15 protein-coding genes are annotated in these 15,072 nt (G+C 48.9%); 6 read left to right on the top strand and 9 right to left on the bottom strand.

What is annotated here, in order from left to right:
• Positions 1 to 25 precede the first annotated feature (25 nt).
• The 3 genes from LX24_RS14815 to LX24_RS08085 form a co-directional block, all read right to left on the bottom strand.
• Positions 26 to 196, bottom strand: a complete 171-nt coding sequence (locus LX24_RS14815) for a hypothetical protein (RefSeq protein WP_207706561.1) — start codon at positions 194 to 196, stop codon at positions 26 to 28.
• 270 nt (positions 197 to 466) lie between these two features.
• Positions 467 to 3,085, bottom strand: coding sequence for a bifunctional acetaldehyde-CoA/alcohol dehydrogenase (gene adhE, locus LX24_RS08090; protein ID WP_243131672.1), 2,619 nt, complete (start codon positions 3,083 to 3,085; stop codon positions 467 to 469).
• A gap of 36 nt (positions 3,086 to 3,121) precedes the next feature.
• Entirely contained in the window at positions 3,122 to 3,661 is a 540-nt protein-coding gene (locus LX24_RS08085; RefSeq protein WP_166511646.1) for a BON domain-containing protein, read from the bottom strand.
• A gap of 386 nt (positions 3,662 to 4,047) precedes the next feature.
• Here LX24_RS08085 and LX24_RS08080 point away from each other — a divergent pair, with 386 nt between their 5' ends.
• Positions 4,048 to 5,217, top strand: coding sequence for a mechanosensitive ion channel family protein (locus LX24_RS08080; RefSeq protein ID WP_243131671.1), 1,170 nt, complete (start codon positions 4,048 to 4,050; stop codon positions 5,215 to 5,217).
• Between the two features lie 133 nt (positions 5,218 to 5,350).
• Here the strand turns inward: LX24_RS08080 and larB are convergent, their stop codons facing one another.
• Positions 5,351 to 6,142: a nickel pincer cofactor biosynthesis protein LarB gene (gene larB / locus LX24_RS08075; RefSeq protein ID WP_166511645.1), complete on the bottom strand. Its 792-nt coding sequence runs from the start codon at positions 6,140 to 6,142 to the stop codon at positions 5,351 to 5,353.
• A gap of 33 nt (positions 6,143 to 6,175) precedes the next feature.
• Positions 6,176 to 8,578: an ATP-binding protein gene (locus LX24_RS08070; protein ID WP_166511644.1), complete on the bottom strand. Its 2,403-nt coding sequence runs from the start codon at positions 8,576 to 8,578 to the stop codon at positions 6,176 to 6,178.
• 355 nt (positions 8,579 to 8,933) lie between these two features.
• On the opposite strand from LX24_RS08070, the gene LX24_RS08065 reads away from it, so the two are divergent.
• A complete protein-coding gene (locus LX24_RS08065; protein WP_243131670.1) occupies positions 8,934 to 10,379 on the top strand; it encodes an FMN-binding glutamate synthase family protein in 1,446 nt (481 codons plus the stop codon).
• Positions 10,380 to 10,568: 189 nt separating this feature from the next.
• Complete coding sequence (locus LX24_RS15125; protein WP_279233193.1) at positions 10,569 to 10,694, top strand: hypothetical protein; 126 nt, start codon at positions 10,569 to 10,571, stop codon at positions 10,692 to 10,694.
• A 67-nt stretch (positions 10,695 to 10,761) separates the two neighbouring features.
• On the opposite strand, the gene LX24_RS08060 is transcribed toward LX24_RS15125, so the two are convergent.
• On the bottom strand, positions 10,762 to 10,959 hold the full coding sequence (locus LX24_RS08060; RefSeq protein WP_166511643.1) for a hypothetical protein: 198 nt from the start codon (positions 10,957 to 10,959) through the stop codon (positions 10,762 to 10,764).
• Between the two features lie 278 nt (positions 10,960 to 11,237).
• Here LX24_RS08060 and LX24_RS08055 point away from each other — a divergent pair, with 278 nt between their 5' ends.
• A complete protein-coding gene (locus tag LX24_RS08055) occupies positions 11,238 to 12,566 on the top strand; it encodes a glycosyl hydrolase family 18 protein (protein ID WP_166511642.1) in 1,329 nt (442 codons plus the stop codon).
• A gap of 122 nt (positions 12,567 to 12,688) precedes the next feature.
• On the opposite strand, the gene LX24_RS08050 is transcribed toward LX24_RS08055, so the two are convergent.
• Positions 12,689 to 13,000 (bottom strand): alpha/beta hydrolase, encoded by a 312-nt coding sequence (locus LX24_RS08050; RefSeq protein ID WP_166511641.1) that lies wholly within the window; start codon positions 12,998 to 13,000, stop codon positions 12,689 to 12,691.
• A gap of 220 nt (positions 13,001 to 13,220) precedes the next feature.
• Between LX24_RS08050 and LX24_RS08045 the strand changes: the two genes are divergently transcribed.
• Together LX24_RS08045 and LX24_RS08040 are read left to right on the top strand one after the other, a co-directional pair.
• On the top strand, positions 13,221 to 13,475 hold the full coding sequence (locus LX24_RS08045; protein WP_166511640.1) for a spore coat protein: 255 nt from the start codon (positions 13,221 to 13,223) through the stop codon (positions 13,473 to 13,475).
• Positions 13,476 to 13,499: 24 nt separating this feature from the next.
• Complete coding sequence (locus tag LX24_RS08040; protein ID WP_243131669.1) at positions 13,500 to 13,934, top strand: spore coat protein; 435 nt, start codon at positions 13,500 to 13,502, stop codon at positions 13,932 to 13,934.
• 137 nt (positions 13,935 to 14,071) lie between these two features.
• Here LX24_RS08040 and LX24_RS08035 read toward each other — a convergent pair whose 3' ends face one another.
• Positions 14,072 to 14,635 (bottom strand): TetR/AcrR family transcriptional regulator, encoded by a 564-nt coding sequence (locus LX24_RS08035; protein WP_166511639.1) that lies wholly within the window; start codon positions 14,633 to 14,635, stop codon positions 14,072 to 14,074.
• Between the two features lie 215 nt (positions 14,636 to 14,850).
• The coding region (locus LX24_RS08030; protein WP_166511638.1) for a transposase at positions 14,851 to 15,072 on the bottom strand (222 nt) is incomplete at its 5' end.

Genomic DNA, 15,072 nt, shown 5'->3' with positions numbered 1-15,072 from the left:
GGTTTTGATATGAACAACCCTGTTTTTACCTCCCTCCTTGGCCTGGTACAGGTAAGCCGGCTATTTCACTGGCTGCCTTATTGGCCCACAAAATTTTCATGTTTTTGTCGTAATATACAATGCGTTCTGAAACAGCAGCCAGAATAAGTTCATTATTTATCACATCATTTAACCCGTTGCAATGTCCTTTGTGCATGACTTAAACTACCTCCATCGGTTCCAGCTATTAATTTATTCACGTTATATTAATATTTAGATTACCATAAAATATTAAATATTTAATAACGGAATAATTAAAGATTATTTAAAACATGCAAGGAAGCACGGGGATAGTTCCTGTGCTTCCCTAAATATTGATGACCGCGGAGGTGTTAGCTCATACATTTCCCTTGTACTACCCGGCCGGGGAAGTGAAATAACAGCCGGTGAGGCAAAAAAGAGCGGGAGAACCGTCCCCGTGCTTCCACTAGGCATGCGGGGCATCATATGCCCGCAGCAAAATTTCGGCCAGTTCTTCAATCAGGGGCATGCGCGGATTGGCGGTGGTGGACTGGTCGGCAAAGGCCTTTTCAGCCAGTTCGGGCACCTTCTTTTTAAATAACTCGGCGTCGACGCCGCACTGGGCTATGGTGGCCGGTATACCCACGCCTGCCCGCAGTTTTTCCACCCCGGCAATGAGGCTGTTTACCCCCTCTTCCACGGTACCTGCCGGCATACCCAAGAAGGCGGCCATTTGCCGGTATTTTTCCGGGGCCTGAAAGTATTCGTACTGCGGGAAAGAGGCAAATTTGCTGGGCAGCGCTGCATTATACCTGATTACGTGAGGTAACAAAATAGCGTTGGCCCGGCCATGGGTAATGTGAAATTCACCACCCAGTTTATGGGCCAGACTGTGACAAACTCCCAAAAAAGCATTGGTAAAAGCCATACCCGCTATGCAGGAAGCATTATGCATTTTAGTCCGGGCAGTGATATTATCCTTTTCCCCGTAACTGGCAGGCAAATACTTGAATACCAGCTCTGCGGCTTTCATGGCCATGGCATCGGTATAGTCGGAAGCCATCACCGATACGTAAGCTTCCAGGGCATGGGTCAGCACATCGAGGCCTGTATCCGCAATCACCGGCGGGGGCAGCGTACCCACAAAGTCCGGGTCAACAATGGCCACATCGGGGGTGAGCTCGTAATCCGCCAGAGGATATTTGACATCCTGGCCTTTGTGGGTTATCACCGCAAAGGCGCTGACTTCGGAACCGGTGCCACTGGTGGTGGGTATGGCCACCAGTTGAGCCCGCCGGCCCAATTTGGGGTATTTATAAGTACGCTTGCGAATATCCAGAAACTTAAGGCGCAAAAAGTCAAACTCCACCTCGGGGTGTTCATAAAACAACCACATGGCTTTGGCAGCGTCGATGGGCGAACCGCCCCCCAGGGCGATAATGGTGTCCGGGTGGAACTGCTTCATCACCTCGACACCCTTTTGCACCGTTTCAACCGACGGATCGGGCTCCACTTCCGAGAAAATTTCCACTGCCACCTGGTTATTGCGTTTATTCAGGTGGTATACCACCTTATCCACAAAACCCAGCTTGACTATACCCGGGTCGGTAACAATTAACGCTCTGGTTACGCCCTGCATCTTTTGCAGGTACTGTACCGCACCCGAGGTGAAATAAATTCGCTCCGGCACCTTGAACCACTGTAACTTGTTACGCCGCCCGGCAACCCGTTTGATATTAATCAAGTTATCAACGCTTACATTGGAGGTGGTGGCATTGTGGCCCATGGAACCGCAGCCCAGGGTAAGGGAGGGCGTGTTGACGTTATACAAATCACCGATGGCCCCATGGGTGGCCGGGGAATTGATAATAATCCGGCCGGTGCGCATGCGCCGGGAAAATTCCGCCACCACGTCCCGGTTTTCGGTATGCAGCACCGCCGAGTGTCCCAGACCACCGAAGCCCACAATTTCTTCACAACGGCTGATACCTTCATGATAATCCTTCACCTGGTAGCAAGCCAGTATGGGGCTGAGCTTTTCCATGGACAGGGGATATCCCGGCCCCACCCCCTGTTGGGGCGCCACCAGTACCTTGGTTTCCCGTGGCACTTCAAACCCAGCCATCCGCGCGATTTCGCAAGCGGGTTGCCCAACAATAGCCGGGTTCAGGGCGCAATCCTCACCCTTGGCCGCAATGGCCTCCAGCCTGGCTGTTTCATGCTCGTTTAGGAAATAACAGCCGTAATTCTTCATGAGCCCGGTTACTTCTTTATAAATTTCGCGGTCAATAATTACCGACTGCTCCGAAGCACAAATCAGCCCGTTATCAAATGTTTTGCTTAAAATCAAATCAGTGACCGCCCGCTTGATATGTGCTGTTTTTTCAATGTAGCAAGGCACGTTGCCCGGTCCCACCCCCAGCGCGGGCTTGCCTGTGCTGTATGCAGCCTGCACCAGCCCGGCACCTCCGGTGGCCAGAATCAACTGCACACCGGGGTGATTCATCAGGTAGCGGGTGGCCTCCAGGGAGGGTTCTTCAATCCAGGATATACAGTTTTCCGGTGCCCCGGCGGCCACCGCCGCCTCCAGCATCACCCCGGCCGCAGCCGCGCTGCATTTTTGCCCCCCGGGGTGGAAGCTGAAAATCACCGGGTTGGCCGTTTTAATGCAAATAAGCGACTTAAACATAGTGGTGGAGGTGGGATTGGTGACGGGTATGATGGCGGCTATTACACCGATGGGCTCAGCCACCTCCATGAAGTCCTCTTCCTGGTTGACGCTGACTATGCCCACGGTTTTTTTGTACTTTATACTATGGTAGACTGATTCGGTGGCAAAGATATTTTTTATTGTTTTATCCTCGTAAACCCCTTTTTTTGTTTCCTGTACCGCCAGCCGCGCCAGTTCCATATGCTTATCAAGCCCGGCCAGAGCCATGGCCCGGACTATTTCATCAATTTGCTGTTGGGACAGGCGCATTAAAGCCCGCCTCGCCTGCTCCGCTCTTTCCACCAACTTGTCCACCGCAAGCTGCTGCTTGTCGCCTATATATTCAATCTGCTGCCCGTTAATTTTGTCGCTCACTGTCCATCCCCCATCCTTGCAGGTTCAATCCTGTCTTCAAAAAATTCTTGTCCCGCCGTCTTCCCCGTCATTGTTTACCTGGTGATGAAAAATCGCTTCCAGGCTGTTTTCGTCATATCCATCACCGGGCTTGCTTTTCAACTGGCTAACCACCCTGGTAACTCCCCTGGCCTTTGAGGCACTGGCCACCGCTTCCCGCTCCTCCTCCGGGTCGTTTACCCGTCCCATCAGGAAAACCGTACCGTCAACGGATTTGGCTCCCACATGACGCAGATCCACCCGGGGATTAGCCTGCAATTCTTCCAGAACCTCGGCGGTCACAGCATTATCGTCAATGGCCCCGTCGGTACTTACCGCCAGTCCCAGTTCCACCCTTTTTACTCCGGGCATTTTAGTCAGTTTTTCCCTGAGCCGGCTTTCCTCGGCCAGCGCGTCCACTATACCGCTGACTTGAACCTCACCGTCTATCACCCTGGCCTTTATGGCATAGCTGCTGAAGTCTTTATCACTGTCCAGCATTTGCTGAACTCTGTCCTGCAGTGCTTTATCCCTGTTTTTGTTATTTTGGTCCGACACCAAACCACCAGTCCTTTCATAAAAAAATACGGGTAATTCACATGTAAATATGCGCACTTTCGTTGTAAGTAATTTTGGCCTGCGCGGGTGCGTCCAACCCCACACCGGCATATTTAATTGAAGTTTGTTTGCAAAGCGGCTTTGGTGCCAGGTACACAAGCTCCGCAAAAGCCGGCCAACGTAGAGATTACAAAAAATCTTGTACAGATTTTCCAACAACCTCTTGAACTTAGGGCTGGTTTTATTCAGCTAATGCTTATTATGGCCGGTTAATAAACCGCGTATGAATAAAAACCTTTTAAAAAAATAGCAGCCGGATTTTGCAAAATTATGTTATTATATTGCTGTTAATAGAAAAAAATTGGTTGATTTACGGAGGGGCAGGCGTGGAAGGTATACGGGAATGGTACGAAGTATGGCAAAATTACCGCTATCATAATGAGGTAAATTTTTTAATATTTATACCGCTGTTTTTTCTATTGCGATCCTGGTTGATAAAAAAATTAAACGCCTCATTTAATACTAAACTTGAAAACAATGACCTGGCGCCATTTATCCAGTCACTGATCAACTGGGGTACATTTTATGCCATAATTACTTACGCCGTTATCTATTTTAAAGACACCTTTTGGCTGGGGGAAACCTGGTTTACCATCGGTAATACCCCGGTTACCACGCTGACATTTATCATACCCGTAATTATTATCAGCCTCAGTGTCAAGTTTTCCAACTTTATTTCCCGGTTCCTTTTGCACCGGGTCTACAGCCGCTATGAAATGGACCAGGGCATGCAGTATACCTTTAGCCGGCTGCTGCACTACATTATTATCATAGTTTCAGTACTGGTGGCTTTGCCCGTTATTGGTTTCGATTTGAGCGTCCTTACTGTTTTTGCCGGGGTGGCCGGCATCGGTATCGGTTTTGGCATGCAAAATATTGCCTCCAACTTCATTTCGGGCTTGATATTGTTATTTGAGCGCCCCATTAAAGTGGGCGACAGAATAAAAATAGGTGAAATCCACTGCGACGTACAGCACATCAATATCCGTTCCACAGTGGTGCGCACCAGGAACAATGAACACATTATCATACCCAACAGCCAGTTTATCGAAAATCAAATCATCAACTGGTCCTACGGCGATCCCATAGTACGCCAGCAAATTCTCATTGGTGTAGCTTACGGCTCAAACGTCCGCCTGTTGGAAAAACTGTTGCTGCAGGCGGCCCGTGAACACCGGGATGTACTGGACGACCCGCCGCCCCGGGTAGATTTTCTTGATTTCGGAGAGTCAGCGCTAAATTTCAGATTACTATACTGGATCGGTGACCCGGTGCTGCGCACCCGGATAAAAAGTGCCCTGAACTACCGCATTAATGAGCTGCTGCAGGAACATGGCCTGGAAATCCCCTTCCCGCAGCGCGACCTGCACCTGCGCAGCGTGGACACCGCCCTGCTTAAAAATATGCAATGGGAAATGGAATTAAGCAATGAACAAACGCCCCGCAAACAAACCATACTTGAGGACAAACCGGAAGTTGCGGAAAAGCCCGCCTGAACTCAAAATAAACTATCTTTTCCTGTTAAAGCCGTCCTGGCAAATAGTGTTTAATTTACACGGGCAAAATCCTGCCCTGGATGAAAACAGCCGGTCCTGTGACCGGCTGTTATGCATCTATTGCCGTTATATATTAAAATTTACTATTCCCGGCATGGATCTCGGCACCGGTCACATTCGCACAACGGGTTATGGCATTGGCTAACATGGCAGCCCCGAAACCGTTGTCAATATTCACCACACCCACACCCGAGGCACAGCTGTTCAACATGCCAAGTAGTGCCGCCAGACCCTGAAAACTGGCCCCGTAACCCACGCTGGTGGGTACAGCGATAACGGGCTGTTCCACCAGCCCGCCCACCACGCTGGCCAGGGCGCCTTCCATACCCGCCACTACAATAATTACCTGTGCCCATTTAAACATATCCAATCTATCGAATAATCGATGGATACCGGCCACTCCCACATCGTAACACCGGCGCACCTGGTTACCCATCACCTCGGCGGTAACCGCCGCTTCCTCGGCCACGGGCAAATCGGCGGTGCCCGCTGTCACCACCAGCACGTTGCCCCTGGGTACCGGCCTAGGGCCGCGATAGACCACAATGGTACGGGCCAGTTCCGAATAAACAGCATCACCCAGCACAGCCTGCACCGCCTCAAATACTTCCCGGCCGGCCCGGGTAGCCAGAACAGTGTGGTTGTTTTGGCTTAACCTGCTCATTATTTCCACAATTTGTCCCGTAGTTTTACCCTGGCAGAAAACCACCTCCGGGAACCCCTTGCGCAGCGCCCGGTGGTGATCAAGTTTGGCAAAACCAATATCTTCATAAGGTAACGTCTTAAGCTTGTCCAGGGCCGTATCGACATCCAGCCGGCCCGTATGCAGATCCGTTAATAATTGCCGCAGCTCACCATTGGTCATTACATAATCTCCCCGTCATTGCATATGGCAGTATTATTGATAGCTTTTGTTAATCAGCTCAACGCGGGATGTTATAAACTGTTTATCCTCGGAAGTAAGTAGTTGCGAGGTAACAATAAACACATACATACCCTTGGGCCAGAAATGTTCACTCAATTTATCCAATACCTGAAGCCCGTTCATTTTGGGCATGGCAACATCCAGTATCATTATATCCGGTTTTTCCCGCATCGCCAACTCAGTACCTTGCATGCCGTCCCCGGCCGTAATTAGCAAGTAATTGAAGGGGGCCAAGATAGTGGCTAAATAATCGCGAAATGCCGGATCGTCATCCACCACTAAAACAGATATTGCTGTAGATGACAATGGTTTACCGGTTATAACGTCGTTAACCTCTTTCAAACATTCCAGAAAAACATCTTTATCCAGCGGTTTGGTCAAGAAGGTGACACTGGCCGGCAAATTATTTAGCAGCATTGCTTTGCCGGCAACCGGTAAAGCAATGGTGAAGGTGGCCCCTTGCCCTTCCTCACTTTCAACAGATATTCGCCCACCCTGCATTTCAATTAACTTTTTGGATATGGCCAGACCCAGACCCGTACCCCCGTGCTCCCGGGTAGCATTACCCCCCTGCTTGAACTCTTCAAATATAATGTCATGATCCTCTCGGGCAATGCCAATGCCATTATCAGCAACCCGCAGTTCCCAAAAATCACCGTTTAAACGGGCACCGGTTATAATTTGACCTCCATTTGGCGTAAATTTCACCGCATTGGTCAGAAGATTTAAGAACACCTGCTTTAGCTTATCTTTGTCAGCGTAAATATAATATTGGTTACGGGGGACCAAGTTTCTCAAATTAATTTGTTTACGGGTCAAATTAGCGCTCACCATGGCTACAGCCTCTTCCAGAGCAACCGCCGGGTCAAGCTTTTGAATATCTAATTTCATTTTACCGGCTTCTATTTTGGAAAGATCAAGCAAACCGTCAATCAAATGCAGCAAATGCTGCTGAACGGCCATACCAATTAGTGCCCCTAAAACCTTCAGCTCTTCAATATCCATCGTACTGTTTTTTTTCAGTGCCGCCAGGCTCATAACCCCTAAAGTTTGACCACTGATTAGTAAGGGTACCGCAACTATATATCCGGGTAATATATTGCCACCCAGGTAGTTAACTGTATATGTAGCGTCCGCCGGTACCTCGTCCAATACCTGAAGCTGTTGCGTCGTGACAGCCAAGCTCTCCAAACCGTCGCCCAGCGGAATTGTTTCCTTGCCCATAAGCTCATAACCGGGACAATATTCGGCCCTGCGCACCAAAATTTCCTTTTCTTCATCCATAAGGAAAACTGCGCCCACCTGAAAGCCGAAAAATTCGCATATGCTGGCCAGCCCTTTCCTTAAACGCACTTCCACATCCAGAGTGGAGGAAACCAACTGCTGCAGTAGATAATTCCTGTTTTGCTGGGTTTTGAATAATTTATCCAGGCTACCGGCCATGGTATTAATGGTATGGCCCAACATCCCCAGTTCATCATTGCTCAAAACCGTAACCCGGGAGGAAAAATCCCCCCGGGAAATATCCCGGGCCATCACGGCCATGGACGAAACAGGCTTTAAAAACCGGTTGACGGTTATCATGACTAATACCAGTATACAGGCAAACACCGCCATAACAATATATAGCTGCTCAAAGACCTGTTTTCTTACCGGGCCAATTAATTCAGATGTTTCCTGCCGGACAATCAAACCCCACTTCACGTTAGGCAGGTAACGGTAAACGCAAAACATCTCCTGGCCATTATACCCGGTGGTTGTTAAATAACCTTCCTCGCCCTTTAATACCCTGACCGCCGGCTCGCTTCTCAACTTATAGCTGAGCGCCGAACCGGGCCGGTCGCGCAATTCAGTAATGGCCAGGCCTTGATTATTGATTAGTATTACTTCCCCTGTATCACCCAGGTTAACACTACTTTCCAGGAGCGGCCGAATAACTGCATCTATCTCCACCCGGCAGACCAGCACGCCAAGATAATCCGGTTTTAGTCCACTTTTCTCCTGTAAACGCGCCACCGGAATAGAAAAGGCCACGCTGGGTTTATTGGTATAGTAGGACTTATAGGCATCTTGAAAACTGTAAGAAATACTAAGACCCAGGCCTGTCCCACCCGCTTTGGTGGTAAAAAAGGGCATGCCGATCTTTTCTATTATATCACTGGGAATACCGCACCCCGTATCACTAATATCCAAACGCACTTCATCCCGGTTGGCTATGTATCTGGTTTCTATGCTTAAAATGCCGCTACCGCCCATAGCATCCATGGCATTTTGGGCAAGGTTTAAAATGAGCTGTTTTATTTTTGCCACATCCATTAAGCTTTCCGGAACAGCTTCATCGATCTTTAAACGAGTCTCACTATTTTTTGCGAACAAGCCAGCTATAAATTTATAAATTTTAGTTATTTTATTTATAAGTTATAATTATCTATTAGTCAAGTATTTGTTATAATGTGTCTTGTTTCCTTTACCAGCAAATACTACTATTATTTTAAAATTCCTCCTTTATTCAGATAAAATACGCCGGTATTGCCGGTATTAACGAAAAAACCGTTACAGGTGCCATATAAAGCGCTTTTTATCCCGTCTTTTTATGTGATCACCAGCACCGGGCGAGGCAAAAAGTGTGTCACACGCCAGAGAATTAATTGCCAACATTATTGGAATTATAACTATTAGGGTTTGTTCGAATAGACTTTTTATATTATTTCTATCGGAGGAGGTCACGTTTTTGAACCTACTGGCTAAACTACTGCGCGGGGTCACCGGTGAAATGGCCGATGATGCCGCCAGAACTATGATCAGGGACAAGTACACGGAAAACCTGTATGAAATGATACCGGCAGGCAAAAAGGTAAACCCGATCTACTTTGCCGAGATTGCCATGCGTGCCGCCCGGGGCACCCCGGCACCCCGCCCCCTGGGCAGCCACCAGCATTTTTCCCCCTGGGAAATGCTGCTGTTTAGCCCGGTGCACCTTTTTCGCTTCCCCACCCCGGAAAATGTAAGCATTAACACCTCGGTGACCATCGGACCAAGGGCGGCCAAACCGCTCAATATCTCCATACCCATTATGATCGCCGGTATGTCCTATGGCGGAGCGCTGAGTAAAACCGCTAAAATCGCCCTGGCCAGGGCGGCCAGCCTGGCCGGCACCGCCACCAACACCGGCGAAGCGGGTTTAATGGAAGAGGAGCGGGAGGCGGCAAAGCTACTGATCGGCCAGTATAACCGGGGCGGGTGGCTCAATACCAAAGATAAGTACACCCGGCTGGACGCCATCGAAATCCAGCTGGGCCAGGGGGCCCAGGGCTCGACTCCCCAGCAAACCAAGGCTAAAAACATCGGCGAGGAATACCGGGAGGTTTTTGAGCTGGAAGAAGATCAGAACGCTGTAATCCACTCCAGACTACCGGGGGTTAACTCCAGGGAAGATTTCATAGCCTTGGTGAGCGAACTAAAGGCGGATACTGGAGTACCGGTGGGACTGAAAATAGCGGCCACCCACCATTTGGAAAAGGAACTACAAATTGCCCTGGAGGCGGGCTGTGATTTCATTACGGTGGATGGTGCCGAGGGAGGAACCCACGGCGGAGCACCCACATTACAGGACGATTTGGGCCTGCCCACCATGTACGCCGTTGCCAGGGCCGCGCGGTTTTTAGAACAGAAGGGGGCTGCGGGTGAAGTTAGTTTAATCGCCACCGGCGGGCTGGTCACCCCGGGGCAAATGCTAAAAGCCCTGGCCCTGGGGGCAGACGCGGTATACACCGGCACGGCAGCGGTAATGGCCCTGATCTGCGACCAGATCACCAAGGCAACCCCCTTTGAGCCGCCCACCACCCTGGTGGTCTATAACGGTAAGCTGACAGACAAACTGGATCTGGATAAATCAGTGCAGAGTTTGTTTAACTTTTTAAATGCCTGCGTGCGGGAAATGGAATTGGTGGCCATATCCGCAGGCCGGTTGGCGCTGGCTGAGCTGGACCGCAGCGATCTGGTCGCCCTGGACCCCTTTATCGCCCGGGCGCTGGACATAGAGCTTGGCTATGTGGCACCGGATAGCCAGGATATGTTCTACAGCAAAATGGGTAACCTGGCCTCCTTTAATACGGCTGACATGGTTGCTACAAACAGTACGGCTAACACCGGTTATGGCGAGATAAATCCGCAATAACGGTAAAAGTTGTCACATAATCACTGCGGTCACATAATCATTGCGTTAATGAAGTGTTTGTTCGAAAAAGCTTGCTTTAGCACTGCAAATGCCAGCCAACGAAGAGATTAAACGAAGTGATGATAAGTATATCTCGCACGGACTTTTGAACAGACTTTTATTGCAAGAATAATCACGGAGGTGATATAAATGCATGATAACAAAGATGTCAAGGAAATGGACCTGATCAACCAGGAAGCCAATGAAGAAGCAGCCCAGGATTACCTGCGCATCAGGACCGGCATTGACAATAACTTTTTCGAGGGAATCAAGTAAATAAATAAGCCCCTTAACGGGGCTTATTTATTTACTTGGGATCGGGCTTAAACTTCTTAAACTGATTTCACTCGTTTTTCAGTCCGGTTTTCTCGGACATGCCCATCTTGACATCCTTATTGGTGTCGTGCCTGTGACCGCTGTTCAACTGGGCCTTCTGGGATTTAATTTCCCTGGCCCGCGGTGCCCCCACTGGCCGGTGCAAATCCTGCCGCAACCGGGGCTCTTCATGCATGAAATCCAAATGATACGGCCTTTCCGCCATTTATAGTATTCCTCCCATCATCAGAGTTAATAATACTGCTAGTGTGGTAAAAGCAAATGCAAAATATCCCCGGCTACATAATCTAAATAAACGTAAATTAATCCTCCCCTGCCATCCTCGTTTCAAAAGCGTTATACCCTGGACTGACTTACCCCTGTTTACCAAACTTTCTAATGCCTTGGAACTTCTGTAAACTTAGCATATATTTGACCAATGCTTTACTTGTTTAATTAAATTATAATCTATATGTGCTATAAAACACTTATAAGGAGGCTATCATGACATCACGTTGGAAAAAACTTCTTCCTATGGCCCTTACTGTTTTTTTCATGTTTTCCCTCATCATCAGTGTCCCCGCCTCCCAGGCTGCACTACCCCTAAAACAAGGGCACCGGGGTGCAGATGTGCTGACCCTGCAGCGGCAATTGCAAACTCTGGGTTATTTTCACACCAACCCCACCGGTTATTTCGGCCCCATCACCGCCAATGCCGTGGTAAAACTACAGGCTGATCACAAATTAAAAGTAGACGGCATAGTGGGCCCGCAAACAAGTCAACTAATTAACAACTTACTGGGATACAATACACCGCCTTCAAACACCCCCACGGCCAAGCTTAACAAGGAAGTGCTGGGTTTTTACGTTGGCGATGAGTACTCAATACCATCTTCTTATGCCACCCTAGACAAGCAAAGAGACAAAATAACTTCCATAGCACCATTCTGGTACAGGCTGGACAGAAACAAACCCGGCCAACTGGAACAGTACGGCAACGACACACCGCAAGAAATCAGGCAGGTGCTTAAACTGGCCAAGGAAAACAATATCAAAAACTACGCACTGGTACATAACCTGCTTTACGGTAAAACTTCCGCAGGTAAAGATATATTGCACACGGTCCTGGTCAACCCGAACACCCGCTGGACACTGGTGATGAATATATTTAACCTGCTGAAAGAAAAGGGTTTTGACGGCGTGTGCGTGGATATTGAAAATATGCACGCCTGGGACAGGGAACTGTATAACCAGTTCCTGGCTGAGTTATCCGCCCAGCTGAAACCCGCAGGTTTTGAAATAATTGTCTGCGTGCCCGCCAAAACCACCGACCGGGTTACCGGGGGCTGGGGCGACAACTTTGATTTTACCAAAGTGGGCCGGTACGCCGATATGGTGGCCGTAATGGCTTATGACGAACACTCCGCAGGCAGTAAGGCCGGGCCAATAGCCTCCCGGGCCTACGTTGACCGGGTAATTAAATATGCCCTGACCAAACTGCCGCCGGAAAAAATTCTGCTGGGCGTCGCAGGCTACGGCTTTGATTGGAATTATGGCCTGGGTAACTCCCGCTACCTTTCCTACCAGATGGCCATGGCTACCGCCAGAAAGTATCAAAAAAGCATCCAGTGGGATAATGGCAGCCAGGCTCCCTATTTCAGCTACACCGACCAAAACGGCCACTGGCACAGCGTTTACTTTGAAAACTCCAGCAGCCTGGCCTGCAAACTGGACGCGGTGAATAGCTATAACCTGAGGGGCATCGCCCTGTGGCGCCTGGGCATGGAAGACCCCGACAGCTGGCGGGTGATAGCCAGTAAATTCGGCAAATAAAAACTGGAACCACAAAGCGCACCCTTTTCAGTTATTACTTTATAATTGATACGCCTTCAATAACGCCTGGAGCCCTTGTTTCAGTAAAAAATAACAAGGGCTCCCAACTGTTGCAGGCCTGATTACTTAAGAAGCACCAGCGCCCGGGCCAGGCCCCGTCCGCCCAGAATTTGGGCCAGCAACCCGCCCATGGAATGTCCCACCAGCACCGGTGGTTCATCCATTTTTTTTATCTCCCCTTCCAGATCCGCAGCGTAATCCAATAAACCGGTGCTTCCCAAACGGGGATCAGGCTTACCCCGCGGGTTTATATTATGATAACGAAGCACAGGAGTAACGCACCGGTACCCCTTATCCTCAAAATACCTTTTATAGTTATCCCAACACCAGGCACCGCCCATCATACCGTGGATCATCACCAGTGTTCCCGCCATATTTAACACATCCTACATAAATCATACCCACCACACTTATTTCCCCATCAACTAAGCTATCTTTTCCAAGTCCCGGGTATAAACTTGTGTTAATCCACCAATAACTGGCACATTATGAACTATCATGACCTTAATAATTCATTTTTGTGGACAGGTTTACATACTTTTGCCTTGACCAGGCAAAATATTAATAACTTTTCTGCAAGGAGAGGATATATTTATGAATGCACAATTTTACCAGCAACAGGGACAGGTTATGCCCGAGCCGCCCAGTGTAAATAGCACCAAGGATCATCTTTACCTGAAGGACGCCCTGTCCTGGGAACTTACCGCCATGAAAATGCTCCATCATGGTGCCCGCAACTGCACAGACCCGGAAATCCGGGATTACCTGAACCGGGCCGGCCAAATGCATCAAATGCACTATCAAATTTTATTGAATCATTTAAACCCCGCCAATACCACCAGTCACTAAAGCTGATCCAGGGAGGTTCGAGATATGTTTAATCAACAACAATACATGATGAGCATGCCGGGCAGCCAGCACATTCCACCCCAGGGTATGCAGAACCGGCAAAATATGCCGGGCGGCCAGCAGAACCAAAATATGATTAAAAACCCCCAGTCCCACCTGGTGCCCGAAGTAAAGAGCGCCCGCATCAATGACCGGGACACCTTGAATTTCGCCCTGTCCCAGGAAAAATATATCACGGACAGTTTGAATGTTTTCGCCCGTGAAGCCAGCCACAGGCAGCTGCACAACGATATCATGCGTATTTTCAATGAAACCCATGCCATGACCCGGGAGTTGTTTGACCTGATGTTCAGAAAAGGCTGGTACACCCTGGAAGCCGAACAGCCGCAAAAACTGGCCCAAACCTATCAACAATTCAGCCAGTACAGCACCCAGTTTCCTTATCCCGTGTACCAGTAGCACAGTTTTGCCATTGGCACACCAACCCTGCGTTTTACTTGTTATTACTCTCCCCTCCGCGAAAGGGGCTGTTCCTTAAAAGAACAGCTCCTTTCCCTGAAAAGTTTTGTTTTTATTGCTGGTCATCCTCAACCCCGTCACCCGGTATCATTTCTCCCCACCAGGCCGTAGGAAAAAAGTTCCACTAGCTGGTGGACAGCTCCGTCCAGGGTCAGCCCGTGATCCAGGATGAACCGGGGGTTGATCACCGCCTGGACGGAGGCTATAAATGCAGTTATAAAAACCTGCGGGTGAATATCCCGGGCCAGGTCCTGTTTAGCCATGGCCTGTTTAATTAAAAATTCGATTTTTTCCGCCCTGAATCTCTCAATTTTTTGCCAAAAATGCGGGTAATGCACCTGTAAATCATTCAACACCAGCGGGTTAAGCAATCTCCCGCCGGTTTTGGTAAAATGTTTGGCCAGCCTGGCAACCATATCCGCAATGCTTTTTTCTTCGTTAACGATGCTTTCAATACCACCGGCCACAGAGGCCATAAATTCATCCAGCACGGCCTCAATTATTTCCTCCTTGCCGGAAAAGTAACGGTAAACCGTCCTTTTGCTCATCCCCGCCTGGCTGGCCAGCTCATCCATGGTCACATTATAAAATCCCCGGGTATGGGACAGCTCGGTCAAAGCAGCTATGATTCGTTCTCTCATCGATGCCCGGCACTCCTTTGCTCCAACATATTTTTTCACTCTACGATTTGCGCATAATACGGCGTATAACAAACCCTTTAACGGCTCTATCCATTGAACCGCTAGCAGCCTGTCTAAGAATTGATACTTTAAAAAACTGTGGTTAGGGGCCTTAAAACAAATTCATATGAATTTATATAAAAATTTTAAGCAGAATGAGGTGCCCCTTTAACTATTTACCAAGCCAACTTCTTTTTATTTCCAAATAGCTTCAAAATGTTGTGCGTAAGGCATAGAAGGACCCATTCTCCGCGCACCAAGTCGAGCCCGCGGAGAAGAAATCTTCGAAAACCCCGGGCTTCCTTAATTTGGCCAAAAACAGGCTCAACTGTTTGTTTTCGCAAGGCATATTTTGCCCGTCCTTTTTGGGTTCGCAACTTCCTTTTCATACGATCAGG

It is taken from the genome of Desulfallas thermosapovorans DSM 6562 (assembly GCF_008124625.1).
Taxonomy (GTDB): Bacteria; Bacillota; Desulfotomaculia; order Desulfotomaculales; family Desulfallaceae; genus Sporotomaculum; species Sporotomaculum thermosapovorans.
The sequence above is the reverse complement of the archived record's forward strand: the minus strand, read 5'-3'. Positions and strand labels throughout refer to the sequence as shown.